Source organism: Mycobacterium sp. 1164985.4, from assembly GCF_001668575.1.
GTDB lineage: Bacteria > Actinomycetota > Actinomycetes > Mycobacteriales > Mycobacteriaceae > Mycobacterium.
On sequence record NZ_LZMD01000090.1, the window covers coordinates 13,194 to 39,153 of the forward strand.

A 25,960-nucleotide genomic window follows, 5' to 3' on the forward strand; every position below is an offset into this window, starting at 1 on the left:
GTCGATTAGCCTGGCGAATTAACACCCGTCAGGAGGTCTGTAATGGTCGATTCCCGGACCCCGGTCATCGTCGGCGTCGGGCAGTTCACCGAACGTATCGACGATCCCGGCTATCGGGGCATGTCGGCGGTCGACCTCGCGACGGAGGCGGTGCGTGCGGCGCTGACCGACACCGGACTCGACGCCACGGCGGCCGCAAAGGCCATCGAGACGGTGTACGCGCTGCGCCAGTTCGAGATCTCCGGGCCGATGCCCGCGGCGCTGGGCAAGTCGAACAACTATCCGCGGTCGGTCATGCGCCGCGTCGGCGGCGACCCCGCACGCGTCGTGCTCGAACCCGTCGGCGGACAGGGCCCGCAGAAACTCGTCACCGAGGCCGGTAACGCCATAGCCACGGGCGAACTCGACGTGGCGATGGTGATCGGCTCGGAGCCGGGTTCGACGGCTCGCTACTTTGCGCAACGCGACGACAAGCCCGATTTCACCGAATACGTCGACGGCCAGCTCGAGGACCGCGGTCACCAGGTCCACCAGTACTTCACCGACTACACCGTGGCGCACGGGTTGACCGGCGCCGCAGTGCAATACGGCCTGCTGGACAACGCACGCCGCAGCCGGTTGGGACTGGGTGTGGCCGAATATCGCCGGCAGATGGCCGAACTGTTCGCGCCGTTGTCGAAAGTCGCTGCGAAGAACCCGTTCTCGTCATCGCCGGTCGAACGGTTGGTGGACGAGATCATCACGGTCACCGACGACAACCGGATGATCTGCGACCCGTACCCGCGCCTGCTGGTGGCCCGCGATCAGGTCAACCAGGGCGCCGCCGCGATCATGATGTCGGTGGCGTCCGCACGCCGACTCGGGGTGCCCGAGGAGAAGTGGGTCTATCTGCACGGGCATTCGGACCTGACCGAGCAAAGCCTACTGGACCGCGTCGACCTCGGCGCGAGTCCCGCGACCGTGCACGCCGTGCGAGAAGCGTTGCGGGTGGCCCAGATCGGCGTCGACGACATCTCCACCTTCGATCTCTACAGCTGCTTCCCATTTCCGGTGTACGTCGCCTGCGAGGCGCTGGGTATCGACGGGGATGACCCGCGGGGTCTGACGGTGACCGGTGGCCTGCCGTATTTCGGAGGCCCGGGAAACAGCTACTCCTTGCATGCCATCGCCGAGACGGTCGCCCAAATGCGCGATAGGCCTGGACAATACGGCCTGGTGGGCGCCAACGGCGGCACGATGAGCAAGTATTCCGTCGGGATCTATTCGACGCTGCCGGCCGACTGGCGCACCAATGACAGCGAACGCCTCAGCGCCGATGTCGCAACACTCCCGGCGGTCTCGGTGACCGAGCGACCCGAAGGGAGCGCGACCATCGAGACCTACTCGGTGCGCTACGACTGGCCGGTCCGCACCGGAATCATCGTCGGCAGGCTCGATTCGGACAACTCGCGGTTTCTGGCGATCTCCGAGGATGACGAGCTCGTCGCGTTGATGTCCGACGGCGACCCGCTGGGTGCGGCGATCACGGTGCGTCCGGATGAGAAGGTCAACCGCGCGAGTTTGGCCTGAGCGCAGGTGTCTCAGCCGTGAGAGCCCTCTCCCTTCTGGCCGCACTCGTTTTCACGGTGACCGCCGGGTGCGCAAAAGAGCCGGCGGCTGATTCGCTGATGGTGTTCGCTGCCGCATCGCTGAGGGCGACGTTCACCGAGATCGGTGCGCAGTTCGAACAGCACCACCCCGGGACCCGGGTGGAGTTTTCCTTCGCCGGGTCCTCGGACCTGGCCGCGCAGCTGACGCAGGGTGCACGGGCCGACGTGTTCGCCTCCGCGGACACCGCCAACATGGATAAGGTCGCCACGGCGGGGCTGCTCGCCGGCGCCCCGGTGAGCTTTGCATCGAACACGCTGACGATCGCGGTGGCGCCGGGAAATCCGGGGAACATCAACACGATTCGTGATCTGACCCGGCCCGGCGTCAGCGCCGTAGTGTGTGCCCCTCAGGTCCCGTGCGGATCGGCGACACGGAAGGTCGAACAGGCCGCCAATATCGAGCTGTCGCCGGTCAGCGAGGAGTCGTCCGTCACCGACGTGCTGAGCAAGGTGACGAGCGGTCAGGCGGACGCCGGAATCGTCTATGTCACCGACGCGCGGGAAGCGGGTGCCCGGGTCACCGCGGTGCCCATTCCCGAAGGCGCCGATGTGGTCAACGTCTATCCCATTGCACCACTGAAGGACTCGGCGCACCGAGACCGCGCACAGGAGTTCGTCGACGCGGTGATCGGCGAGGCGGGACAGCAGGTGCTCGCCGCAGCGGGCTTCGGTGAGCCCTGATCAGACCGATGCGGCCAGCTTGCCGGCCAGCCGTTCGACGTAGGCGGCGACGTCGTCGGCAGACTTGTCGGGGAGGCCGAAGAGCACTTCGGTGACACCGAGATCTGCCCAGCGAGCGAGTTTTTCGGGATCGGGTTTGAAATCGAGAGCCACGATCTGCGGTGCGCCGTCGCGTCCGGCGGCTGCCCATGTGTCCTGCAGCAGCTTGACCGGTTCGTCGATGTCGAAGTCGCGTGGTGTGGTGATCCAACCGTCCGCCGAGCGGGCGATCCATTTGAAATTCTTCTCGGTGCCCGCGGCGCCGACCAGTACCGGGATGTGCGATTGAACGGGCTTCGGCCACGCCCAGCTGGGACCGAAGTTGACGAACTCGCCCTCGTACGACGCCTCCTCGTCGGTCCACAGCGCCCGCATCGCTTCAAGATATTCGCGCAACATGGTGCGCCTGCGACCCGGCGGGACGTTGTGGTCGGCAAGCTCGTCGGTGTTCCAGCCGAAGCCGACCCCGAGGCTCACGCGGCCACCAGACAGGTGGTCGAGCGTGGCGATCGACTTCGCCAGTGTGATCGGGTCGTGCTCGACCGGCAGCGCCACCGCGGTCGACAGCCGGACACGCGAGGTCACGGCCGCGGCCGTGCCAAGGCTCACCCAGGGATCGAGCGTGCGCATATAGCGGTCGTCGGGCAGCGACTCGTCGCCCGTCGTGGGATGCGCGGCCTGCCGTTTGACCGGTATGTGCGTGTGTTCGGGCACGTAGAACGTGGTGAACCCGTGGTCATCGGCCAGCTTGGCGGCCGCAGCGGGGGTGATCCCGCGATCGCTGGTGAACAGAACGAGCCCGTAGTCCATGCCCAGAATTAGAACGTGTTTCAGTCTGAGGGGCAAGCATGGTTCTATTTGGGCTCCCATTGCCGCGCTGCCTTGGCGGTCCGAGCCCCGACGGCCAGCCGGGACGGTGCCGCCTCATCGTGTCGTAATTGCTGGGTGAGCAGGCCGAACGCGCATGTTTCGAATCACTTGTTCGCGCGTCAATTGTTCTGCTTCCCAGACCCTTTCGAGGGCGACGTGACGTACTGCACGTAACGGGCACGTGTGCCGGGGCGACATGCACAGAGATAGCGCTCTTGTTCGAGATGCACGAGAGAGCTGGTTCAGAGGTGTTCGCCGTGCCGGTTCTCAGCACGCAGCGGCACCTCCCGTCGAGGTTGCGACGGGCGCAGGTGTCGCCAGACTTTAGGCGAGAAAATGCCCCGCATAACCCGTGGCGGCGCCGCGTTCGGCGCCGTCGTGTTGATATTCGCCGCGTTCGTGGTCTTCGGTGGCCATTGGTTCGGCGGCGACGACGAATCCGGTGGGCCGCCGTCGGTGCCTGCCGGTGACTCCGCGGTGACCCAGTCGGGCCCGGCGCCTGCTGCCCAGCAGGACAGCCGCTCGGTCGGCGCGTCGGGTGGGGCGCTGCCTCAGGCAGACGGCGTGCAAGCCGCCTCCGGCGATGACGGTCAGGCGGCACCCCTGCCGCCGCCGCACCGCAACGACCCGCTGAGCCTCGCCGACATCGTGTTGTTCGTCGTGATGGGGTCGGTGTCGTTGCTCTTGTTCGTGGTCGCCGCGACGACGCTGTGGTGGATGCTGCATGCCTGGCACAGCCCAGAGGCATTGTCCGGGACAGGTTTTCGCCGTCGTTCGGCTAACCGGCCGTGGTCGTTCTCACTGTTGCTGCCCGCCCGGCATGAGCAGGATGTCCTCGGCGACACCATCGACGCATTGGCCCGGCTCGACCATCCCGCCTACGAGGTGATCGTCATCATCGGCCACGACGATCCCGAGACCGAGCGCGTGGCCCGGGCGGCTGCCGCGCGGCACCGGCGCACTGTCCGCGTCGTCATCGACGACAACATCCCGAAGAACAAGCCCAAGGCGCTCAACACCGCGTTACCGGCCTGCCGCGGTGAGGTCGTCGGGGTGTTCGACGCCGAGGACGAGGTCCATCCGAGCCTGCTACGGCTGGTCGAGGCCCGATTCGAAGAGTCGGGCGCCGACGTCGTCCAGTCGGGTGTGCAGTTGATGAACGTGCGCACCAGTTGGTGGTCGCTGCGCAACTGTCTGGAGTACTACTTCTGGTTCCGCTCCCGTCTTCACTTCCATGCCGAACAGCGGTTCATTCCGCTGGGCGGCAACACAGTGTTCGCGCGGACCGCGCTGTTGCGAGCCGTCGGCGGATGGGATCGCAACTGCCTGGCCGAGGACTGTGAGATCGGCGTTCGGCTCTCCACCCGCGGCGCGCGCGTCGCGGTGGCATACGACCCCCGTGTGGTCACCCGCGAGGAGACACCGGGCACAGTTCGGGCACTGGTCAAACAACGCACTCGCTGGGACCAGGGCTTCATGCAGGTCTATCAGAAGGGCGAATGGCGCAAGCTTCCGACTCGGCGCCAACGCCTGCTCGCCCGTTACACGCTGGCGATGCCGTTCCTGCAGGCCGCCACGGGCGCGCTGGTCCCTATCGCCATCGTGTGCATGTTCGTCCTCAAAGTTCCCGTGCCGCTGACCTTGCTGACGTTTCTGCCGCTGGTGCCGACGTTGGTCACCGTGGCCGTCGAGGCCGCCGCGCTCGGGGAGTTCGGCAAGGAGTTCGGCGTGCGAATCCGGCTCTGGGACCACGTCCGCCTCGTACTCGGCGCCTTCCCGTACCAGCTCCTGCTCGCCGCCGCGGCGGTGCGGTCGGCGTGGCGGCAGAGCCGCGGACAAGGCGGCTGGGAGAAGACCGAGCACGCCAACGCTCACCGCGCGGTCGGCCGGGAAGAGAGGATCGCCGCGTGATCCGATCGATTCGACTGAATCCCTCGATTCCCATCGTCATCGCGTTGATGGCGCTGACTGCCGTGTTGCGCACGATCAACATCACCGGATCTCCGACCCGGCTCGATGACGAAGGCACCTATGTCGCACAGGCTTTCGCGGTCGTGCAATGGGGTGAGCTTGCGCACTACACCTACTGGTACGACCACCCGCCCGCCGGCTGGCTGCAGCTGGCGGCGTGGATGGTGATCACCGGCCCAGGGTTCGGTGGCAATGCCGTTGTCGCGGCCCGCTTCCTGATGGTTCTCGTCGCGGTGCTCACTGCCGGGCTGCTGTGGTTACTGGCATGTCGCGTCGGCCTGTCCCGCTGGGCGGCCACGCTGGCCGTGACGATCTTCGCCCTCTCGCCGCTCGCGATCTCCCTCGGCCGCTCCGTCTATCTGGACAACTTGGCAGTGGCGTGGGTGCTCGGTGCGCTGGTTCTGATCTGCTCACCGCGCCACCGACTCTCGGCGATGTTCGGGGCGGCGGTCTGTTTCGGCGTCGCGGTGCTGACCAAGGAAACCATGCTGCTGCTGGTACCGATGGTGGCCTGGCTGGTGTGGTGCAAGACCGTGCCCGCGACCCGGCGGTACGCGTTGGCGGTCTTCGGCGCGGTCTCCGTCCTGGTGGTCAGTACCTACGTCGTGATGGCCGTCATCCGGGGTGAACTCGTACCCGGCCCGGGCCACGTGAGCCTGTGGGACGGCATCAAATTCCAGCTGTGGCAGCGCGAATCCGGGGGAGCGCTGGGTGATCCGTTGTCGCTGAAGCGGCACACGATCGACGAGTGGTTGCGTCTGGATCCGGTGCTTCCGCTGCTCACCGCGCCGATTGCACTGACCGCTCTGCTGATCGAGCGTCTGCGGCCGTATGCGGTCGGACTTCTGATCCTGGTTGTCATGGTGGTCCGACCGGGTTATCTGCCCGTGCCGTTCGTGATCGCCACGTTGCCGCTGACCGCGATGCTGGCGGCCGGACTGGCCCAAGAAGCCGTCGGCCTCCTGAAGCGCAGCGGGCCGCAGCACGTGAGGACCCGCCGTTGGCTGCGCCCAGCGTCGGGCCTGGCCGCCGCCTTCGGTGTTTCGATGGTGGTCGCGCTCTGGCTTCCGGGCCACGGACAGGTGTTGGCGAGCGATGACGATGCATCGTTACAGGCGGCGCAGCAATGGATTTCGCAGAACGTCGCAAAGAAGGACCGGCTCATCGTCGACGACGCGCTGTGGGTCGACCTTCTGCGGGAGGGCCGCGACCGCCACAACGTGGTCTGGTCGTACAAGGTGGACACCGACGAACAGGTGCAGAAGCTGGCGCCCGCCGGCTGGGCCGATTACGACTGGGTCGTGTCGACGCCGTCGATGCGCGCCAACATGCCCGATCAGGGCGTACTGACCGATGCGATCGCACACGCGCAGCCGGTGGCCACGTTCGGGAACGGCGGCAAGAAGGTCGACGTGCTCCGCGTCGACGACGGCGCGCAGACATCCAGTCCCGCGCAACCGGCGGCACCGCCGTTCGGGGTACAGGTGGCCGCGCGCCTGGACGCCGGGTCTGACCCCGACGCGGTCACAACCCTGCAGTCGGCCACCGTCGATCAACGTGTCGTCGCCGCGCTGGCGGTGATCACGGTGACGCAGCCCGTCGCCCTCGAGGGCATCACGTCTGTTTCCGCGGAGCGGACCGCCGGAACTCCCGAAAGGGAATTCACGGTCGGTGGTCCACCGGAGCGGCTGCGGACGGTCGCCGCCTTCCTCGAGCGGCAGGAGAGCCCCTTCGCGGTCGAGTCGGTCGCCCTTCGCGACGGACGGCTGACGGTCCGTTTTCCCGCCAAGGCGACGAACATCGGTCTCGGCGGGAACGCAGCGCCGGCGCCCGAAGGCGCGGGCTCGGTCCGGATCAGCGACATGCGACGGGGCTCAGCGCCGGATCGCGTGGAATTCGTGCGCATCGATGGCGGCCCGGGCGGCTCGATCTCGTTGGGCGACAGGCCGAATCCCACCGAGTACCGCAGCATCGCCGCGGGCACTTATGTGATGACCACGGTCGAACAGCGCACCGGCACCGTGAAGATGCGCCAGGCCTTCACGGTCTCGCCGGGCGTCTCGTACACGCTGGGGTTGTTCTCCGCTGCGGAGTCGTCGGAGGTGGCCGCGCAGCTCGCGCCCGACGGCGGGCCGTCGCCCGAGCCGACGGTCCGACTGATGCACGCCGCCGGGGCGACCGGCCCGGTGAAGCTGGCGCTGACCTCGGGCGCGTCCGATCCAACTGTGCTGGCGGACAACGCTTCCTACGGTCTGATCACTGGATACCTACCTCAGCCGCCGGGCGCTCACGAAGCAGTGATCACCGTCGAGGGCAGAGAATTCCGACGGCCCGTCGTACTCGCCGACGGCGCGCCCACGACGCTCGTACTCACCGACGGGCCCGACGGCCCAGACCTTCGTCAGGTGCGCGATGTGCCCGACGCGTCGGCGCCGCTCGACCCGCCCGGCGTGGCGATCTCCGCGGCCGAGCTGCCGCCGGACAAGGCGCCGTCGAAACCGGTCGGCACCAACGACCCACGGCAGCAGGCGATCCCGCTCGTGCTGTGTACATCCGTGATCGCGGGCGCGGTGGGCCTGGCCGTACGAGCCCGAAGGAGTCGACAGTGATTCGCTTACGCACTGTGGTCGTGAAGATCTTGATGGTGGTGACCGTGGTGGCCGCCGGATGGGGCGTCGCACACGCGGCGGATCCGCGCGTCTCGCAAACCGACATCGGCACCATGCGAGAGGCGGCCGCTCGCCAGGCCGGACAAGACTTCCTCAACCGCTACGTCGAAGGCGACGGACGCGTGGTGCGCCGCGACGAGGGCGGTGACGTGGTCAGCGAAGGCCAGGCGTACGGCATGTTGATCGCCGCCGCGCTGAACGACGAGGACCGGTTTCGATCGATCTGGGACTGGACGAAATCACAGCTAGGCCGCCCCGACGGGCTTCTGTCGTGGCGGTGGGCGGACGGCAAGGTGGTCGACGCCAACAGCGCCACCGACGCCGACCTCGACGCGGCGCGCGCCCTGGTTCTCGCGGGCAACCGGTTCGATGCGCAGGAATTGGTCGACGACGGTAAGCGGCTGGGCGCCGATGTCATGCGGGCCGAAACAGTCCCGGTCGGTTCCCCCACGCCGCCGCCGCGCGACGTGGCTCCGCCCGGGCAGTGGCTCGTCGGTGGTGGCCTGACGACGGTCGCGGGCAACTGGGCGACCACGCCGCCGCACGCCATCAACCCGGGTTACTTCAGCCCTCGTGCCGAGGACGAACTGTTCCGGGCCTCCGGTGACCGGAGTTGGCTCGAGATCAGCCGCACCCAGCGAACGCTGAGCTGGCAGTTGGTCGGTGTCGACCGGCTGCCGCCGGACTGGGCGGCCGTGAACCCGGCCGGCCATGCGACGCCGATCGAACCGCCCGGCGGAGGACCCGTGAATTTTGGCTTGGATGCCGCGCGCCTTCCCGTCCGCTTCGCCGAGTCCTGCGATCCCGAGGACCGGGCCCTCGCGGCATCGATGCGCGAGCAGATTGCGGCGCCGGGGAACCCGCCGGCGGTGCGCAACCTCGACGGGTCGACCGCCGGAGAGTGGCAGCATCCCCTGGCGCTCGTCAGCGCCGCGGCCACCGAGACCGCCGCGGGAGACGGCGACGCGGCGGCGGCGCGCCTCGACCAGGCCTCGACGTTGCTGCAGCGCTATCCGACCTACTACGGCGCCGCATGGGTGGCCCTTGGCAGGATCATGCTCGCGACTGACTTGTTGGGCGAGTGTCCGCAGGGTGGGGCGCGTTTCCTTCAACGTGATTGATACCGGCGACGTGCGGGGCCCGCACTGCTGTCATGTCAGACCATGACGACCGAACGCATTGCCGATCATGTGAAGTTCGCCTACTGGGTGCCCAACGTCAGTGGTGGTCTGGTGACGAGCGATATCGAGCAGCGCACTGATTGGAACTACGAGTACAACGCCAAGCTGGCGCAGACCGCGGAGAACAACGGGTTCGAATACGCGCTGAGCCAGGTGCGCTACGAAGCGAGCTACGGCGCTGAGTACCAACACGAATCGACGAGCTTCTCGCTGGCGCTGTTGCTGGCCACGCAGAAGCTGAAGGTGATCGCGGCGGTGCATCCGGGGCTGTGGCAGCCGGCGGTGCTGGCCAAGCTGGGAGCCACCGCCGACCATCTCAGCAACGGTCGCTTCGCGGTCAACGTCGTGTCGGGGTGGTTCAAGGACGAGTTCACCCATCTGGGCGAGCCGTGGCTCGAACACGATGAGCGCTACCGGCGAAGCGCCGAGTTCCTGCAGGTGCTGCGCAAGATCTGGACCGAGGACGACGTCGATTTCCGCGGCGACTTCTATCGCATCCACGACTTCACGCTCAAACCCAAACCACTCAACACCCCAGAGCGTCCCAACCCCGAGTTGTTCCAGGGCGGCAACTCGACCGCCGCGCGGCGCAACGGCGGCCTGTACGCCGATTGGTACTTCTCCAACGGCAAGGACTTCGACGGGGTGACCGAGCAGATCGTGGACGTGCGTGAGCACGCTCGCGGGGCGGGCCGCGAAGTCCGATTCGGGCTCAACGGCTTCATCATCGCCCGCGACACAGAAAAAGAAGCGAAAGACGTCCTGCGCGAGATCATCGCGAAGGCCAACAAGCCGGCCGTGGACGGATTCCGCGCCGCGGTGCAGCAGGCGGGCAACTCGACCGGGGACAAGCGCGGTATGTGGGCTGATTCGACGTTTGAGGACTTGGTGCAGTACAACGACGGGTTCCGCACGCAGTTGATCGGCACACCCGAGCAGATCGCCGAACGCATTGCGACGTACCGCAAACGCGGTGTCGATCTGATCCTCGGCGGGTTCCTGCACTTTCAAGAAGAGATCGAGTACTTCGGCGCGAACGTGTTGCCGCTGGTCCGCGAAATCGAACGGTCCGAACAAGACAGCGTGGGCGAACCGGTGCTCGTCTCTGCGTAACCGGCTGTGCGCTAGCGTGGTTTTCAAAGCCCGCCCGAGCACAGGAGAGGTCATGTCGTACCCGCAAGGACCGCCGGGTAGCCCCGGATACCCGCCCGCGCAGCAGCCGACCACCCAGTTCTCCGCGCCGACGCAGCAGTTCGGCAGGGCGCCGGAGGCTTCGCCGTCGACGACCGACGTCGCGAACAAGCTGCCGATGTATTTGGCCATCGCCGTGGCTCTGCTGGGCCTGGCGGTGTACCTGTCGAGCTTCGCGCCGCTGTTCACCATTTCCGCGTCCGACTTCCCGGGATTGGGCAGCATCAGCGGAAGCTCGTTCGGCCTGGTGCTCGCCGTCGCGACATCGCTCGTGGCCGGGCTGCTGGCCGGCACGACGCTGTTGCCGAGACACGGCGCGTCCACGGCGGTGTACGCCGTGCTCGCGGTCGCCGCGTTCCTGCTCATCATCGCCGAGGTGATCAACCGCCCGAGCGGCGCGGCGATCGACTGGGGCCTGTACCTGATCATCGCCTTCTCGTTGTTCCAGGCGATCGTCGCGGTGGCGGCGCTGCTGTTCGAGTCGGGCATCATCACCCCGCCCGCGCCGCGTCCGAAGTACGACCAGTCCTACGGCCAGCAGTACGGCGCCCCCGGCCCGTACTACGGCCAGCAGGGCCAGCCGCAGCACGGCGGACCCCAGCAGCAGCACCGACCGGGATATCCGTCGACCTATCCGGGCGGTTATCCGGGCGGTCCGTCGACCGGCGGCTTCCCGGGAGCGCCGCACCAGGGCCACCAGCAAGGGCAGCAGGGCCAGCAGGGCCCGCCGACACCGCCGACCGGGTTCCCCGCGTATGGGCAGCCGCCGTCGTCTCAGCCGACGACTCAGACTCCGGCGCAGCCGTCGTCCTCCTCGGAGTCGGGTCCGCCGCCTTCGTGAGGTGAGCCAGTAGTCTGAGCCGCGCGTGCGTCACCGCCGCACGGCAGCCTGACTGAGGAGCGGCTCAACCAGTGGATCAACGGCCAGTCGGCGCACGCCAGGCGCGTGAGCTCCTTCGGGTCGCGTTCGGGCCGTCGTTGGTCGCGCTCGTCATCATCGCGGCCGTCGTGCTGCTGCAACTGCTGATCGCCAACAGCGACATGACCGGCGCGCTCGGCGCGATCGCCAGCATGTGGCTCGGCGTGCACCTGGTGCCGGTGTCGATCGGCGGCGCCGAGCTCGGCGTGATGCCGTTGCTGCCCGCCCTCGCGATGGTGTGGGGCACCGCCCGCACGACGGCCGCCGCCACCAGCCCGAACGGTTCGTGGTTCGTGACGCGCTGGGTGGTGGCCTCAGCGCTGGGCGGGCCGCTGTTGATCGCCGCGATCGCGTTGGCCGTGGTCCACGACGCCGCGTCGGTGCTCACCCAGCTCCAGACCCCGCACGCGTTACGCGCCTTCGGCGGCGTACTCGCCGTGCACGCGATCGGTGCGGCGGTGGGGGTCGGGTCACGCTTGGGCAGGCGGTTGATGGCCCCAACTTCGCACCGGGCGTCGCTGCCCCCGTGGCTGCCGGACGCGTTCCGCGCCGCGGCCGCGGGCGTGCTCGCGTTGGCGGGCCTCTCCGGCGTGGTGATGGCCGGATCGATGGTCGTGCACTGGTCGACGATGCACGATCTCTACTCGATCACCGACTCGATGTTCGGCCAGCTGAGCCTGACGGTGCTGTCGGTGCTGTACATCCCGAATGTGCTGGTCGGCACGGCGGCGGTGGCGGTCGGGTCCAGCGCGCACGTCGGGCTCGCCACCTTCAGTTCGTTCACGGTGTTCGGCGGCGACATTCCGGCACTGCCTGTCCTGGCGGCGGTGCCGACGCCGCCGCTGGGGCCGGTGTGGGTGGCGCTGCTCATCGTCGCGGCGGTCGCGGCGGTGGCGGTGGGGCAACAGTGTGCGCGACGCCCCGTCCCGCTCGGCCCGGCGCTGGCCAAGCTCCTGGTCGCGTCGGCGCTGGCGGCGCTCACCATGGCCCTGCTCGGCTATGCCGGCGGCGGGCGGCTGGGCAACTTCGGCGACGTCGGCGTCGACCAGGCGACGTTCGGGCCCGCGGTGTTCCTGTGGTTCGCCGGAATCGGTGCGCTGACCGTAGTGATGGCGGGTGGCGTGGCCCGCAGGCCGAGGGCGCCCAAGCCCATCCTCGAGGATCACGTCGAGGACTACGACCACGACCGTGACGACGTAGAGCCCGAATCCGAGGACATCGAACCCGAGAACCCCGAACCCGAAGACCTCGAGCCCGACCTCGAACCGATGGACGTCGAAGCCGAAGACCTCGAACCGGTGGACGTCGAACCCGGGCCCGCTGACGAGGAGCCCGCGGGTGCGCCGGACACCGAAGCCGCCGGCCGTGTCGAGCCGCGGCCGAACCCGAACGACGTCGTCGAGGACCCCGAAGAGCACTTCATGGCGGACGACGACGGCCCGCCGGGCACCCATTAGGCTGCCAGGCGTGCAGCAACCCCTCCGCGTACCGCCGAAGGTTCCTGCACGGGTCGTCGTGCTGGCGTCGGGCACCGGTTCGCTGCTGCGGTCGCTGTTGGACGCCACGGCGGGCGAGTACCCCGCATCGATCGTCGCCGTCGGTGTCGACCGCGACTGCCCCGCCGTCGACATCGCCTCGGCCGCCTCGGTTCCCTCGTACACCGTGCGGCTGCGCGACTATCCCGACCGGGAGGCGTGGGACGCCGCGATCACCGAAGCCACCGCCGCATATGAGCCCGACTTGATCGTGTCCGCGGGCTTCATGAAAATCCTTGGGCCGCACTTCCTGTCGCGGTTCATGGGGCACATCATCAACACGCACCCCGCGTTGCTGCCCGCTTTTCCCGGCGCGCACGCGGTGGCCGACGCGCTCGCGTACGGCGTCAAGGTGACCGGATGCAGCGTGCATCTGGTCGATGCGGGAACCGACACCGGGCCGGTGCTGGCGCAGGAGGCGGTGCCCGTCCTCGATGAGGACGACGAGGCGACGCTGCACGAACGGATCAAGGTCGTCGAGCGGCGACTTCTGGCGGAAGTACTTGCCGCGGTGGCAGTCCGCGGCGTGACCTGGACCGGACGAAAGGCGACATTGGGATGACCGAGGGCAAGCGGCCGATTCGACGGGCGCTGATCAGCGTCTACGACAAGACGGGCCTCGCCGACCTGGCCCGCGGGCTGCATGAGGCGGGCGTCAGCATCGTGTCCACCGGGTCGACAGCGAAAACCATTGCTGCAGCCGGTGTTCCGGTGACCCCGGTGGAAGAGGTCACCGGCTTCCCCGAGGTGCTCGACGGGCGCGTCAAAACGCTGCACCCGCATGTGCATGCCGGACTGCTCGCCGATCAACGCAAACCCGAACACGTCTCGGCCCTGAGCGAACTGGGTGTCGAGGCGTTCGAGCTCGTCGTGGTCAACCTGTATCCGTTCGCCGAGACCGTCGCCTCCGGCGCGAGCATCGACGAGTGTGTCGAGCAGATCGACATCGGCGGCCCCTCGATGGTGCGGGCCGCCGCGAAGAACCACCCCAGCGTGGCGGTGGTCGTCGACCCGCTGGGGTACGACGGTGTGCTCGCCGCGGTCCGCGCGGGCGGGTTCACCCTCGACGAACGAAAGAGGCTCGCGTCGCTGGCGTTTCGGCACACCGCGGAGTACGACGTCGCCGTCGCGTCGTGGATGGGTTCGGTGCTGGCGCCGGAGCAGTCGGAGAGCCCCCTGCCGGGCTGGGTCGGCGCTACGTGGCAGCGCAGCGCCGTGTTGCGTTACGGCGAGAACCCGCATCAGCAGGCGGCGCTCTATCGCAACGACGCCGCGTGGCCGGGCCTTGCGCAGGCCGAGCAGTTGCACGGCAAGGAGATGTCCTACAACAACTACACCGACGCCGACGCCGCATGGCGGGCCGCCTTCGACCACTCCGAGATCTGTGTGGCGATCATCAAACACGCCAACCCATGTGGCATCGCGATCTCGTCGCAGTCCGTGGCGGACGCGCATCGCAAAGCCCACGAATGCGATCCGCTGTCGGCGTTCGGCGGGGTGATCGCGGCCAACACTGCGGTGTCTGTCGAGATGGCCGAGACCGTCGCCGACATCTTCACCGAGGTGATCATCGCGCCCGCGTACGAACCCGGCGCGGTGGAGGTGCTGACCCGAAAGAAGAACATCCGGGTGTTGGTGGCCTCCGAGCCACAACCCGGCGGCACCGAGTTCCGCCAGATCAGCGGCGGGCTGTTGGTGCAGCAGCGCGACGAGTTCACCGCCGACGGCGACGATCCGCTCAGCTGGACGCTGGCCACCGGCGAGCCTGCCGATCCCGCGACCCTGGCAGACCTGAAGTTCGCGTGGCGCGTGTGCCGGGCGGTGAAGTCGAACGCGATCGTCGTCGCCGCGGACGGTGCCACCGTCGGCGTCGGCATGGGCCAGGTGAACCGCGTCGACGCGGCGAGGCTCGCGGTGCAGCGGGCCGGCGACCGGGTACGCGGCGCCGTCGCGGCCTCCGACGCGTTCTTCCCGTTCCCCGACGGACTGGAGGTGCTGACCGAAGGCGGCGTGAAGGCGATCGTCCACCCTGGTGGGTCCGTGCGCGACGATCAGGTCACCGAAGCCGCTGCCCGAGCGGGTATCTCGCTGTACCTCACCGGTGCGCGTCACTTCGCGCACTGATGTCTGGCTGAACTCGGGCTAAGACGGCAGGAGGCCGTTATGTTGCACACCATGGTCTCTGCCTCGCGTGCCGTCACCCTCGTGGTGGCGGCGACGACGATCCTGATCGTCTCGTGCACCAGGGTCGTCGACGATGCACGCGCGGTCGCCGGAGCGGACCTGACAGCGGCGGCCGAATCCGGCGGGTCCGACTCGTCGCAGTGTGAAACTGTCGATTTGCCACTGACGAATATTCCGGCCAGGAACGACAACGAGCCGGTGATGAAGATCCCGACGCCACCGGGGTGGCAGCGGACCACGCTGATGGATTCGGAACTGATCCGCTTCGCCATGCGCAACGACGAGCTCACCTCCCAGGGGTTCACCCCGAACGTCGTGGTCACGCTCGAGAGCGCGCCGGGCGTACAGGACGCGAACCTGGTGTTCACCAACATGCGCGATGCGCTCGAGTCCGGCATCGGCGCGACGGATGTCCGTGTCAGCGAACGCACGCTGTGCGGGGTGCCTGCCAGGATGTTCGACTACCGCATGCCGACGATGGGAAACGTCGCGCCGCATCCGGCCGTCGCACTCGGCGCGGTGATGCGTGCCGAGGGCCGAACCTTCGCGGTCAGCGTCACCGCCCAGACGCTCGATTCCGATGACCCGACGTATCAACGGGACAGCACGGCGATTCTCGACGGGTTCCAGCTACTGCCTCCGTCGGCGGGCTGAGCGCCGCGAGCGTGCGGGAAGTCTGACGAAACAACGGCGTCGACCAGCGGGGGACACGCACCGTCGCGAGACAAGTCGTAGCGTGGAGTGGTGACTCAACCCCAAGATCAACCCCGCACCGTCGGCGAGCTGAGGGCATCCGGCCATCGCGAACGGGGCGTCAAGCAAGAGATCCGGGAAAACCTGCTGGCCGCGTTGGCGGAGGGACGTGACGCGTGGCCCGGGATCCTCGGCTTCGAGGACACCGTCATTCCGCAGCTCGAGCGGGCGCTGATTGCCGGCCACGACGTCGTGCTGCTCGGCGAACGCGGCCAGGGCAAGACGCGCCTACTGCGCGCGCTGACCGGCCTGCTCGACGAGTGGACGCCGGTGATCGCCGGCTCGGAGTTGGGTGAGCACCCGTACAACCCGATCATCCCTGAGTCGATCCGGCGCGTGGCCGACTCGGGTGACGACCTGCCGATCGCCTGGCGGCACCGCAGCGAGCGGTACACCGAGAAGCTGGCCACCCCCGACACCAGCGTGGCCGACCTGGTCGGCGACATCGACCCCATCAAGGTTGCCGAGGGGCGCAGCCTCGGCGACCCGGAAACCATCGCCTATGGGCTGATTCCGAGGGCGCACCGCGGCATCGTCGCGATCAACGAGCTGCCAGACCTCGCCGAGCGGATCCAGGTGTCGATGCTCAACGTGATGGAGGAGCGCGACATCCAGGTTCGCGGCTACACGTTGCGGCTGCCGCTCGACGTGCTCGTGGTGGCCAGCGCCAATCCGGAGGACTACACCAACCGCGGTCGGATCATCACGCCGCTCAAGGACCGGTTCGGCGCCGAGATCCGCACGCACTATCCGCTGGAACTCAATGCGGAGGTCGGCGTCATCACGCAGGAAGCGCACCTAGCGGCCGAGGTTCCCGAGTACCTGATACAGGTGCTGGCCCGGTTCGCGCGCTACCTGCGCGAGTCGCGTTCCATCGACCAGCGCTCCGGGGTGTCGGCGCGCTTCGCGATCGCCGCAGCCGAGACCGTCGCGGCGGCCGCCCGTCACCGGTCTGCGGTGCTCGGTGAGCAGGAGCCGGTGGCCCGCGTGGTCGACCTTGGCTCGGTCGTCGATGTGCTGCGCGGCAAGCTCGAGTTCGAGACCGGCGAGGAGGGCCGTGAGCAGGCGGTGCTCGAGCATCTGCTGCGCCGGGCCACCGCCGACACCGCGCAGCGGCTGCTCGGCGGCATCGACGTCGGACCGCTGGTGGTCGCGATCGAGAACGGCTCCGCCGTCACCACGGGAGAGCGGGTTTCGGCGCGCGACGTACTGGCCGCGGTTCCCGAGGTGCCCGCGATCGCCGAGATCCAGAAGCGGCTCGATGCCACGACCGACGGACAGCGGGCCGCCGCAGTCGAGTTGGCACTCGAGGCGCTGTACCTGGCCAAGCGGATCGACAAGGTTTCCGATGAGGGCGAAACGACATATGGCTAGACACGTCTCGCGGTATTCGCGATACACCGGCGGGCCGGACCCGCTGGCGCCGCCGATCGACCTGCGCGAGGCGCTCGAGCAGATCGGTCAGGACGTGATGGAGGGCAGCTCGCCGCGGCGGGCGCTGTCGGAGATGTTGCGTCGCGGCACCAAGAACATGCGCGGCTCCGACAAGCTCGCCGCCGAAGCCAATCGTCGTCGCCGGGAGTTGTTGACTCGCAACAACCTCGACGGCACATTGGCCGAAATCAAGAAGCTCCTCGACGAAGCGGTGCTGGCCGAGCGCAAAGAGTTGGCCCGTGCGCTGGACGACGACGCGCGGTTCCAGGAGATGCGCATCGAGAACCTGCCGCCGTCACCGGCTAAGGCCGTGCAGGAACTCGCCGATTACGAGTGGCGCAGCCCCGAGGGTCGCGAGAAGTACGACCAGATCAAGGATCTGCTTGGTCGCGAGATGCTCGACCAGCGCTTCGCCGGGATGAAGGAGGCGCTGGAGAACGCCACCGACGAGGACCGTCAGCGCGTCAACGAGATGCTCGACGACCTCAACGACCTGCTCGACAAGCACGCCAAAGGCGAAGACACCCAAGAAGATTTCGAAAACTTCATGAACAAGCACGGCGAGTTCTTCCCGGAGAACCCGCGCAACGTCGACGAACTCCTGGACTCGCTGGCCCAACGCGCGGCGGCCGCTCAGCGGTTTCGCAACAGCCTGAGCGCGGAGCAGCGCGCCGAGCTGGATTCGTTGGCGCAGCAGGCATTCGGCTCGCCGTCGCTGATGAACGCGCTGAACCGCCTCGACGCCCACCTGCAAGCGGCACGGCCCGGGGAGGACTGGACCGGCTCGTCGAACTTCTCCGGCGACAACCCGTTGGGCATGGGGGAGGGCGCGCAGGCGATGGCCGACATCGCCGAACTGGAGCAGCTGGCCGAGGCGCTGTCGCAGAGCTACGCCGGCGCCACGATGGAGGACGTCGACCTCGACATGTTGGCCCGCCAGCTGGGCGAGGACGCCGCGGTCGATGCGCGCACGTTGGCCGAGCTCGAGCGGGCCCTGATGGACCAGGGTTTCCTCGACCGCGGGTCCGATGGGCAGTGGCGGCTGTCGCCCAAGGCGATGCGTCAGCTCGGGCAGACGGCGTTACGCGATGTGGCGCAACAGCTTTCGGGGCGGCACGGGGAGCGCGACACCCGCCGGGCAGGCGCGGCGGGCGAGCTGACGGGCGCGACCCGGCCGTGGGCTTTCGGTGACACCGAACCATGGAACGTAACGCGCACCCTCACCAACGCGGTACTGCGCCAGGCAGGGACGGGGGTCGCCGAGCGTCCGATTCGCATCACGGTCGAGGACGTCGAGATCTCCGAGACGGAGACGCGGACCCAGGCGGCGGTCGCGTTGCTGGTCGACACCTCGTTCTCGATGGTGATGGAGAACCGGTGGTTGCCGATGAAGCGCACCGCGCTGGCGCTCAACCATCTCGTCAGCACGCGCTTTCGGTCCGACGCGCTGCAGATCATCGCATTCGGCCGCTACGCGCGAACCGTTACCGCCGCCGAGCTCACCGGCCTGGAGGGCGTGTACGAGCAGGGCACCAACCTGCACCACGCGTTGGCCTTGGCCGGGCGGCATTTGCGCCGTCACTCCAATGCCCAGCCGGTGGTGCTCGTCGTCACCGACGGCGAGCCGACGGCGCACCTCGAGAGTTCGGCGAACGACGACGCCGGTTCTGCTGTGTTCTTCGACTATCCGCCGCATCCGCGGACGATCGCCCACACGGTGAAGGGCTTCGATGAGGTCGCCGCGTTGGGGGCGCAGGTGACGATCTTCCGGCTCGGCAACGACCCGGGGCTGGCACGATTCATCGATCAGGTGGCGCGCCGGGTCGAGGGTCGTGTGGTGGTGCCGGACCTCGACGGGCTGGGCGCCGCGGTCGTCGGCGACTATCTGCGGTCGCGCCGACGCCGCTGAGCAGCCGCTAGGAGGCCTTGCGCTTCTTGCGCTTGACGCCGACGCGGCCCCACAGGGAGAAGCCGCGGATGCACACGCACGGCGCCCCTGGCGAGCCTTCGCCCTGCACAGAGTGGTCGAAGTGACCCATCACGCCGACACCGCGAAGGTCGACGTTGACCTCCGGCGGAACCAGGATGGTCTGACCGCCGAAGATCGAATACGAATGGATCTCCACCTCCGGTGACGTGAAGTCGGCATACCGCAAATCCAGCACGCCGCCGCCGAACAGAGCGAAGGTCGTCATCCGTCGTGGCACGTTCCAGCGGCCGCGGCGCTCGAAGCCGCTCATGATCGCCAGCAGCATCGTCGACGGCGCGGGCCGGCACGGGCCCCCGCTGCGTGCCCGGGTGATCGCACCCGGCAGATCTGCGGACAAACGGTCTAGCTCATCGTAGGTCTGCGCGGCATATGCCCTGGTCAGCCGGTCCTCATACTCGTTGAGTTGAAGCCGGCCCTGTGCGGCGGCGTCAGTGAGCAGCTGTGCCACCTGGATTCGATCGGTGTCAGCAGCACGCATCGAACGGCTCCGCGACGCTGGATTGCTCATCGGATACGAGCGTACGACGAACCGTGGCACATGCAAGCAAGTAGGCCAAACTGTGCCCTGGCTCGCTACGGCGAAGAATGTAGACGGCCAAACTTATTGCCGGGCTGCCAGGAACTCGGCGAAGCCCACCGAACCGACCCGGTTCTGCGGGACCAAGTTGGCGCCCGCTCTGAGCTCCCGCCCGATCCGCCCCGGAACGGGTAGCGCGAGCACTCCGCGTCGGCTCCCCGATGCCTCGAGGTACATGCGTGCCAGATCCGTGTGGGTGTGCACCACCGGACCGCCGATGTCGGGCGCTCGCCCGGCGGGTGCGACGTCGGCCAATTCGACCAGCCGCGCTGCGACGTCGGCTGTGTCGATCGGCTGGAAACGCACCCTTCGGAAGGCCCACAGCGCCGGCGAGTACCTCTGCAGCGCGAAGATGGTGCGGATCAGGTCGTGGAACTGGGTTGCGCGTAGCACTGTGTGGCCGATCCCCGAGGATTCCAGAACCTGTTCGGCGCGCAGTTTGGTGCGGTAGTAGGGCAGCGGGATGCGGTCGATGCCGACGATCGACACGTGGACGATCTGAGCGATGCCCGCCCGCCGGGCGGATTCGACGAGGTTGCGCATCGCGGTGACGTCCTTGTCGCCGGTCGGCTGCGTCGCGCAGTTGATCACGACCTCGATGCCGTCGACGGCGGCGTCCAGGCCCGTCCCCGTCAGCACGTCTGCCTGCGCCCAGTGCACGCCGGTGTATCCCACGTGGCTCTTGCGGCTCAGCGCCCGCACATCGTGGCCCGCGGCGATCGCCTCGGGCACGACGCGATGGCCCAGCGTGCCCGTGGCGCCGGTGACGAGAACCGTACGTGCCATCGGGTCTCAGCCTAATTCCCCAGGCAAGGCCTGAATCGACGCGGAACCTTCGGGCGACGCGACGCTCGGGCAAAAACCGCGAGGTGAATTAGGGTGTTTCCGACGAAAGGCGAGAGCGGGTGATGGTGACGCCAAAGGAACAGCAGGTGGAGGACCGTCGCTCGCGGCTGGGCGGCCTCGGCAGCCTCCAGCAGCAGTTCGAGGAATCGTCGGTGGGTAAGGCGGTCATCAGCGCGGGCATGGCGCTGTTCGTGGCCGTCGGAATCGTCTGCAACCTTCCCGACTCACCGATCAAGCGGGAGGTGCTGCCGGTCGTCGAACCGGTCGCAGTGCCTGCAGCGCTCGACCAGAGCTGGGCGATGTACGCCAACCCGAGCAGGCGACAGGACAGCGTCGAGGTTCAGGTGCGCTTCGCCGATGGGCAAACCCGCGCATGGAACTTCTTGCCCAGCGCGCAGGGTGTCGGGTGGTGGGATCGCTGGCTGCTGCTCAGATATGCCGCCGTACTCAATCCCGACTTCCGCAGGCAGTTGGCGCACTGGGTGGTCGGCAAGCTGAGTCAGCCCGACGATGAACCTGCGACCGTCACGATGCTGCTGCACACCGAGACGTTGACGGCGCCGGGTGAAGAGGCAGGCGAGACACGACGCCCGACCGCTTCCAAGCTCCTGTATCAAGAGGACTTGGCGGGTTCCCGATGACCACCGGAGAGCGGGTCCGATCGCCGCTTGGGGTGTTCGTGGACCGCTGGAACACCTTCTTCTTCGACGCTGAGCCGATCTATCCGCTCGGGCTTGTGCGGATCGGATTCGGGCTGGCCGTCGTCGCATGGACCTTGGTGTTGCTCCCTGATTTGTTCCCGGTCTTCGGGGCGGACGGCGTCACGCCCGAGCATCCTGAAATCAACTACCAGTGGAGCGTTTTCGCCGCGTGGCCGGGAGACACCGCTCTTCTCACCGGGTGGATAGTGCTCCTCGTGTCCGCCGTCGCGATGACGGTGGGTTGGCACAGCCGCGCCGCCGCGGTTCTGGTTTTCGTTTTGCTGCAGTCGTTTGTGCGGCGCGGCGATTACTACTTCAACGCCGGCGACTCCATCCTCACCGTCGTCGCCCTGATCCTGGCGCTCTCTTCCTGCGGCGCGGCCCTATCGCTGGATCAGCGACGGCGGACTGGTTCGTTCTGGTCGGCACAGACCAGATCGGTATGGCCCATCCGGCTGCTGCAGATCGAGTTGTCGATCATCTACCTGGCGACGGTGCAGGCCAAGCTGGCGAACAAGACCTGGGTGGACGGCTCGGCGGTGTACTACGCGTGGGGCACCGACGGCCGATGGGCGTTGCTGCCTGCGCCGGAATGGTTGGCCGCCAACGCGATTCTGATCAACGTCATCACGTGGGGCACCCTACTGATCGAGCTGGCACTGGCGGTTCTCGTGTGGAGCAGGCGCTGGCGATTCTGGGTGCTGGCCGCGGGCATGGTGATGCACCTGACGATCATGGTCAACCTGAACGTCGGTTTCTTCAGCGTTGCGATGTTCGTGTTGTATCTGGCGTTCGTGCCCTGGGAAGTGGCCGAGCGTCTGCCGGCCCGGCTGAGGACCAGGAGACGAGCGCCGAGTCGGCCGTCAGCGCCGTCGGAAGAGTCTGCGGTGCCTCAAGAGTCGGTCGAGTGAGTCCACTTCGGCGGCCGCTTCTCCAGGAACGCGAGCATGCCCTCGCGGGCTTCTTCGGAGACGAACAACTCGGCGGACTGCGCGGTGAGCTCCTCGGCATGCCGGTCGAAGGACTCCAAGATGGGCGCGTTGACCAGCGCTTTGGACGTCGCCAGTCCCTGCGGCGAAGCCTTGGCGATCGCCGCGGTCAAGTCGGCAACGCCGGCATCGACGTCGTCGCAGGCGATCGTGACCAGACCCATCTCGGCGCCCTCCGCGGCCGAGAATTTCTCGCCGGTGACGAAATAGCGGCTCGCCGCGCGACTGGTCATCCTCGGCAACAGGGTGAGCGAGATGATCGACGGCGCGACGCCGATGCGCGCCTCGGTCAGCGCGAATGTGCTCTGGCGTCCGGCGACCACGATGTCGCACGCACCGACCAGGCCGAGGCCGCCGGCGCGGACGTGCCCGTCGATGGCACCGATGACCGGGACCGGCAGCTCGAGGATGCGGCGCAGCAGACGGGTCATCTCGCGGGCGCGGTCGACGGCCAACTCACCCGGCTCGCGGCCCGCCGCCTCACTCAGGTCGGCTCCGGCGCAAAACGTTCCGCCGGTGTGACCGAGCACGACGACCCGCACGCCCGGATCGGTGACGGCGTCGGTGAAGCCCTGGTGCAGCTGTTCGACCAGCGCGGTCGACAACGCGTTGCGATTGGCGGGCGAGTCGAGGGTCAGCCGGGCGACCGGCCCGTCGACGGCATACCTGACGAGCGTGTCCATCAGTACGACCGGGGCAGCCCGAGCGAGGTCTGCGCGACGAAGTTGAGGATCATCTCCCTGCTGACCGGCGCGATGCGGGCCAGCTTCGACGCCGTGACCGCGGCGGCGATGCCGTACTCCTTGGTGAGCCCGTTGCCGCCCAACGACTGCACCGCCTGATCGACCGCGCGCACCGACGCCTCGCCAGCGGCGTACTTGGCCATGTTCGCGGCCTCGGCGGCACCGATGTCGTCACCGGTGTCGTAGAGCCACGCCGCCTTCTGCATCATCAGCTTCGCCAGCTCGATCTCGATGTGATTCTGCGCCAACGGATGCGAGAGCCCTTGGTGGGCGCCGATCGGTGTCTTCCACACCTGTCGCGTCTTGACGTAGTCGACGGCCTTGTCGATCGCGAACCGGCCCATGCCGACCGCGCTGGCGGCGCCCATGATCCGCTCGGGATTCAGCCCGGCGAACAGCTGCGCGATCGCGGCGTCCTCGGAGCCGACCAGGGCGTCGGCGGGCAGCCGGACCTCGTCGAGGAAGAGCTGGAATTGGTTCTCCGGGCTGACCAGTTCCATCTCGATCTTCGTCCAGTGCAAACCCTTGGTGTCGGTGGGCACGATGAACAACGCCGGCTTGAGGTTCCCGGTCTTGTGGTCTTCCGTCCGACCTACCACAAGCACCGCCTGCGCCTGGTCGACGCCCGAGATGTACACCTTTTGACCCGACAGGATCCAGTCGCCGCCGTCGCGCCGTGCGGTGGTGGTGATGCGGTGGCTGTTGGAGCCCGCGTCGGGTTCGGTGATCGCGAACGCCATCGTGATCGAACCGTCGGCGATCCCCGGCAGCCAACGCTTCTTCTGGTCCTCGGTGCCGAACTTAGCGATGATGGTGCCGTTGATCGCGGGGGAGACCACCATCAGCAACAGCGGGCATCCCGCCGCCGCCATCTCCTCCATCACGATCGACAGCTCGTACATGCCCGCGCCGCCGCCGCCGTACTCCTCGGGCAGGTTCACCCCGATGAAGCCGAGTTTTCCTGCTTCCGACCACAACTCGTCGGTGTGCTGATCGGCGCGGGCCTTCTCCAGGTAATAGTCCTGACCGAAGTTCGCGGCCATGGCGGCGACCGACTTGCGTAACGCCTGCTGCTCTTCGGTCTCGACGAAACTGCTCACTGCTCTCCTTCGGCTTGGGCGAGGACTCGGGCTATGACGAAGCCGACGTCGACCTGTTGGCCGGGCTCCACATTGAGTTCGGCGAGCACACCGTCGCTGGGCGCGGTGATGGTGTGTTCCATCTTCATCGCCTCCAGCCACACCAGCGGTTGGCCCGCGGTGACGGCGTCGCCGACTCCGGCGCCCACGCGCAGCACCGAACCGGGCATCGGCGCCAGCAGCGAACCGTGCGCGACCGCGTCGTCGGGATCACCGAAACGCGGTATTGCAATGAGATGCACCGGGCCCGTAGGGCAGTCGACGAAAACGTCGTGGCCGTACCGCGCCACCTCGAACGGCCGGTCGACACCCGCCACGGTCAACACGACACGGTCCGGAGTCGCGGAGACGAGCGATACGCCGTCGTGGTCGGGCAACTCGAGGCCCGACCGAGTGAACCGGTAGCGGACCTCATGTTCGGCCCCCGCGGAGTCCGTGTACCGCTTGACCTGGTGTCCCGACGCCAGATTGCGCCACCCGCTGGGAGCGGCCGCGAATGCTACAGCGTCACCGCGGTTCTGGGCCGCATTGGCGAGCGCGGCGGCCACCGCGGACAATGCGACCGTGCGAGCGTCAGTGAGCGGTGCGGCCAACGCGGCGAGGCCGTGCGTGTCGAAGAACGCGGTGTCGGTCGCACCGTCGACGAAGGCTGGATGCCGCAGTACGTTGACCAGCAGGTCACGGTTGGTACGCACACCGTGAATGCGGCTGCGCGTCAGAGCGTCCGCGAGAACGGCGGCCGCCTGCCGCCGGCTGGGCGCAGCGGAGATCACCTTGGCCAGCATCGGGTCGTAGAAGATGGACACCACCGAGCCGTCAACGATTCCGGAATCCACGCGGACATTGGCCGGGACCTCGAACCGGTGCACGGTGCCGGCCTGCGGCTGCCAATCCTTCGCCGGATCCTCGGCGTAGAGGCGGGCCTCGATCGCGTGCCCCCGTGACGGCGGCGGCTCCGTGTCGAGCCTGCCACCGTCGGCGACCCGCAGTTGCAGCTCAACGAGATCCAGGCCCGTGGTTTCCTCGGTCACGGGGTGTTCGACCTGCAACCGGGTGTTCATCTCGAGGAAGTAGAAGTCCCCGGAAGCGTCCGCCATGAACTCAACGGTGCCCGCACCGGTGTAGCCGATGGCGGTCGCGGCCAGCCGCGCGGCATCGAAAAGCTTGGCGCGCATGCCCGGTGTGCGCTCGACAAGCGGTGAGGGCGCCTCCTCGATGATCTTCTGGTGGCGCCGCTGGATCGAGCATTCGCGTTCGCCGACCGCCCAAACGGTGTCGTGCTCGTCGGCGAGCACCTGGACCTCGACGTGGTGCCCGCTGGCCAGATAGCGCTCGCAGAACACCGTCGGGTCGCCGAATGCGGCAGCCGCCTCCCGGCGCGCGGCCTCGACCTGGCTCGACAAATCCGACAGCTCGCGGACAACACGCATTCCGCGACCGCCGCCTCCCGCGGACGCCTTGATCAACACGGGCAGTTGGTCGGCGGTAACGCTCTCGGGGTCCAGCTCGTCGAGGACCGGCACGCCCGCGGCGGCCATCATCTTCTTCGCCTCGATCTTGCTGCCCATCGCGGCCACCGCTGCGGGGGGTGGTCCGATCCACGTCAAGTCCGCGTCGCGCACCGCACTCGCGAATTCGGCGTTCTCCGAGAGGAAACCGTAGCCGGGATGGACGGCATCGGCGCCGGCCGCCCGCGCCGCAGCGATCAGCTGTTCGGCGTCGAGGTATCCGTTGCGACCTTGCAGGCGTACCCGCGCATCGGCTTCACCGACATGCGGGGAGTGCTCGTCGGGATCGGTGTAGACGGCGACCGTTCCGATGCCGAGCCGCCTGCACGTGGCGAAGACCCGCCGGGCGATCTCGCCGCGGTTGGCGACCAGGACTCGAGTGATCATCACG

General features: G+C 67.8%; 21 protein-coding genes. 15 read left to right on the forward strand and 6 right to left on the reverse strand.

Annotation, left to right across the window (positions count from 1 at the left end; genetic code table 11):
* Positions 1-42: 42 nt before the first annotated feature.
* Both A5650_RS20835 and modA read left to right on the forward strand, forming a co-directional pair.
* Complete coding sequence (locus tag A5650_RS20835; RefSeq protein WP_067296074.1) at positions 43-1,569, forward strand: acetyl-CoA acetyltransferase; 1,527 nt, start codon at positions 43-45, stop codon at positions 1,567-1,569.
* 17 nt (positions 1,570-1,586) lie between these two features.
* Entirely contained in the window at positions 1,587-2,330 is a 744-nt protein-coding gene (modA, locus tag A5650_RS20840; protein WP_231992695.1) for a molybdate ABC transporter substrate-binding protein, read from the forward strand.
* Here modA and A5650_RS20845 read toward each other — a convergent pair whose 3' ends face one another.
* Positions 2,331-3,179 (reverse strand): LLM class F420-dependent oxidoreductase, encoded by an 849-nt coding sequence (locus A5650_RS20845; protein ID WP_067296077.1) that lies wholly within the window; start codon positions 3,177-3,179, stop codon positions 2,331-2,333.
* Positions 3,180-3,575: 396 nt separating this feature from the next.
* On the opposite strand from A5650_RS20845, the gene A5650_RS20850 reads away from it, so the two are divergent.
* The 11 genes from A5650_RS20850 (at position 3,576) to A5650_RS20900 (ending at position 18,985) form a co-directional block, all read left to right on the forward strand.
* Positions 3,576-5,150 carry a glycosyltransferase gene (locus tag A5650_RS20850; protein WP_231992697.1) on the forward strand — a complete coding sequence of 525 codons (1,575 nt, stop codon included), beginning with the start codon at positions 3,576-3,578 and terminating at the stop codon, positions 5,148-5,150.
* Positions 5,147-7,819 carry an ArnT family glycosyltransferase gene (locus A5650_RS20855; protein WP_067296080.1) on the forward strand — a complete coding sequence of 891 codons (2,673 nt, stop codon included), beginning with the start codon at positions 5,147-5,149 and terminating at the stop codon, positions 7,817-7,819. The genes A5650_RS20850 and A5650_RS20855 overlap by 4 nt, the downstream gene beginning before the upstream one ends.
* Positions 7,816-9,000 (forward strand): glycosyl hydrolase family 8, encoded by a 1,185-nt coding sequence (locus A5650_RS20860; RefSeq protein ID WP_231992698.1) that lies wholly within the window; start codon positions 7,816-7,818, stop codon positions 8,998-9,000. The genes A5650_RS20855 and A5650_RS20860 overlap by 4 nt, the downstream gene beginning before the upstream one ends.
* A 42-nt stretch (positions 9,001-9,042) precedes the next feature.
* Positions 9,043-10,173, forward strand: coding sequence for a dimethylsulfone monooxygenase SfnG (gene sfnG, locus A5650_RS20865; protein ID WP_067296083.1), 1,131 nt, complete (start codon positions 9,043-9,045; stop codon positions 10,171-10,173).
* 52 nt (positions 10,174-10,225) lie between these two features.
* Positions 10,226-11,092, forward strand: coding sequence for a DUF5336 domain-containing protein (locus A5650_RS20870; RefSeq protein ID WP_067296086.1), 867 nt, complete (start codon positions 10,226-10,228; stop codon positions 11,090-11,092).
* 71 nt (positions 11,093-11,163) lie between these two features.
* Entirely contained in the window at positions 11,164-12,627 is a 1,464-nt protein-coding gene (locus tag A5650_RS20875; protein WP_067296089.1) for a cell division protein PerM, read from the forward strand.
* A gap of 10 nt (positions 12,628-12,637) precedes the next feature.
* On the forward strand, positions 12,638-13,267 hold the full coding sequence (gene purN, locus A5650_RS20880; RefSeq protein ID WP_067296091.1) for a phosphoribosylglycinamide formyltransferase: 630 nt from the start codon (positions 12,638-12,640) through the stop codon (positions 13,265-13,267).
* Positions 13,264-14,829 carry a bifunctional phosphoribosylaminoimidazolecarboxamide formyltransferase/IMP cyclohydrolase gene (gene purH, locus A5650_RS20885; RefSeq protein WP_067296094.1) on the forward strand — a complete coding sequence of 522 codons (1,566 nt, stop codon included), beginning with the start codon at positions 13,264-13,266 and terminating at the stop codon, positions 14,827-14,829. Before purN ends, purH begins: the two co-directional genes overlap by 4 nt.
* A gap of 51 nt (positions 14,830-14,880) precedes the next feature.
* Positions 14,881-15,543, forward strand: a complete 663-nt coding sequence (locus tag A5650_RS20890) for a hypothetical protein (protein WP_067296275.1) — start codon at positions 14,881-14,883, stop codon at positions 15,541-15,543.
* A gap of 90 nt (positions 15,544-15,633) precedes the next feature.
* The gene (locus A5650_RS20895; protein ID WP_067296277.1) at positions 15,634-17,016 is read left to right on the forward strand and encodes a sigma 54-interacting transcriptional regulator; all 1,383 of its coding nucleotides are present in this window, start codon (positions 15,634-15,636) and stop codon (positions 17,014-17,016) included.
* Complete coding sequence (locus tag A5650_RS20900) at positions 16,991-18,985, forward strand: vWA domain-containing protein (protein WP_231992699.1); 1,995 nt, start codon at positions 16,991-16,993, stop codon at positions 18,983-18,985. The genes A5650_RS20895 and A5650_RS20900 overlap by 26 nt, the downstream gene beginning before the upstream one ends.
* 7 nt (positions 18,986-18,992) lie before the next feature.
* On the opposite strand, the gene A5650_RS20905 is transcribed toward A5650_RS20900, so the two are convergent.
* Together A5650_RS20905 and A5650_RS20910 are read right to left on the reverse strand one after the other, a co-directional pair.
* The gene (locus A5650_RS20905) at positions 18,993-19,574 is read right to left on the reverse strand and encodes a DUF1707 SHOCT-like domain-containing protein (protein WP_067296098.1); all 582 of its coding nucleotides are present in this window, start codon (positions 19,572-19,574) and stop codon (positions 18,993-18,995) included.
* Positions 19,575-19,667: 93 nt separating this feature from the next.
* Positions 19,668-20,429: an SDR family oxidoreductase gene (locus A5650_RS20910; protein ID WP_067296100.1), complete on the reverse strand. Its 762-nt coding sequence runs from the start codon at positions 20,427-20,429 to the stop codon at positions 19,668-19,670.
* Between the two features lie 122 nt (positions 20,430-20,551).
* Between A5650_RS20910 and A5650_RS20915 the strand changes: the two genes are divergently transcribed.
* Entirely contained in the window at positions 20,552-21,130 is a 579-nt protein-coding gene (locus A5650_RS20915) for a hypothetical protein (protein ID WP_067296104.1), read from the forward strand.
* Positions 21,127-22,101, forward strand: a complete 975-nt coding sequence (locus tag A5650_RS20920) for an HTTM domain-containing protein (protein ID WP_067296107.1) — start codon at positions 21,127-21,129, stop codon at positions 22,099-22,101. The genes A5650_RS20915 and A5650_RS20920 overlap by 4 nt, the downstream gene beginning before the upstream one ends.
* Here A5650_RS20920 and A5650_RS20925 read toward each other — a convergent pair.
* Genes A5650_RS20925 through A5650_RS20935 form a run of 3 tightly spaced genes read right to left on the reverse strand, consistent with a single transcriptional unit; the run spans position 22,083 to position 25,956 of the window.
* Positions 22,083-22,862, reverse strand: a complete 780-nt coding sequence (locus tag A5650_RS20925; RefSeq protein WP_067296110.1) for an enoyl-CoA hydratase family protein — start codon at positions 22,860-22,862, stop codon at positions 22,083-22,085. The genes A5650_RS20920 and A5650_RS20925 overlap by 19 nt on opposite strands.
* Positions 22,862-24,022, reverse strand: a complete 1,161-nt coding sequence (locus A5650_RS20930; protein WP_067296112.1) for an acyl-CoA dehydrogenase family protein — start codon at positions 24,020-24,022, stop codon at positions 22,862-22,864. Before A5650_RS20930 ends, A5650_RS20925 begins: the two co-directional genes overlap by 1 nt.
* Positions 24,019-25,956, reverse strand: a complete 1,938-nt coding sequence (locus A5650_RS20935; protein ID WP_067296280.1) for an ATP-binding protein — start codon at positions 25,954-25,956, stop codon at positions 24,019-24,021. Before A5650_RS20935 ends, A5650_RS20930 begins: the two co-directional genes overlap by 4 nt.
* Positions 25,957-25,960: the final 4 nt, after the last annotated feature.

Coding starts and splice junctions, on each gene's coding strand:
- A5650_RS20925 (WP_067296110.1), bottom strand. CDS start 22,862: ATGGACACGCTCGTCAGGTATGCCGTCGACGGGCCGGTCGCCCGGCTG.
- A5650_RS20905 (WP_067296098.1), bottom strand. CDS start 19,574: ATGAGCAATCCAGCGTCGCGGAGCCGTTCGATGCGTGCTGCTGACACC.
- A5650_RS20920 (WP_067296107.1), top strand. CDS start 21,127: ATGACCACCGGAGAGCGGGTCCGATCGCCGCTTGGGGTGTTCGTGGAC.
- A5650_RS20900 (WP_231992699.1), top strand. CDS start 16,991: ATGAGGGCGAAACGACATATGGCTAGACACGTCTCGCGGTATTCGCGA.
- A5650_RS20845 (WP_067296077.1), bottom strand. CDS start 3,179: ATGGACTACGGGCTCGTTCTGTTCACCAGCGATCGCGGGATCACCCCC.
- A5650_RS20910 (WP_067296100.1), bottom strand. CDS start 20,429: ATGGCACGTACGGTTCTCGTCACCGGCGCCACGGGCACGCTGGGCCAT.
- A5650_RS20890 (WP_067296275.1), top strand. CDS start 14,881: ATGGTCTCTGCCTCGCGTGCCGTCACCCTCGTGGTGGCGGCGACGACG.
- A5650_RS20915 (WP_067296104.1), top strand. CDS start 20,552: ATGGTGACGCCAAAGGAACAGCAGGTGGAGGACCGTCGCTCGCGGCTG.
- A5650_RS20850 (WP_231992697.1), top strand. CDS start 3,576: ATGCCCCGCATAACCCGTGGCGGCGCCGCGTTCGGCGCCGTCGTGTTG.
- A5650_RS20870 (WP_067296086.1), top strand. CDS start 10,226: ATGTCGTACCCGCAAGGACCGCCGGGTAGCCCCGGATACCCGCCCGCG.
- purH (WP_067296094.1), top strand. CDS start 13,264: ATGACCGAGGGCAAGCGGCCGATTCGACGGGCGCTGATCAGCGTCTAC.
- sfnG (WP_067296083.1), top strand. CDS start 9,043: ATGACGACCGAACGCATTGCCGATCATGTGAAGTTCGCCTACTGGGTG.
- A5650_RS20835 (WP_067296074.1), top strand. CDS start 43: ATGGTCGATTCCCGGACCCCGGTCATCGTCGGCGTCGGGCAGTTCACC.
- A5650_RS20935 (WP_067296280.1), bottom strand. CDS start 25,956: ATGATCACTCGAGTCCTGGTCGCCAACCGCGGCGAGATCGCCCGGCGG.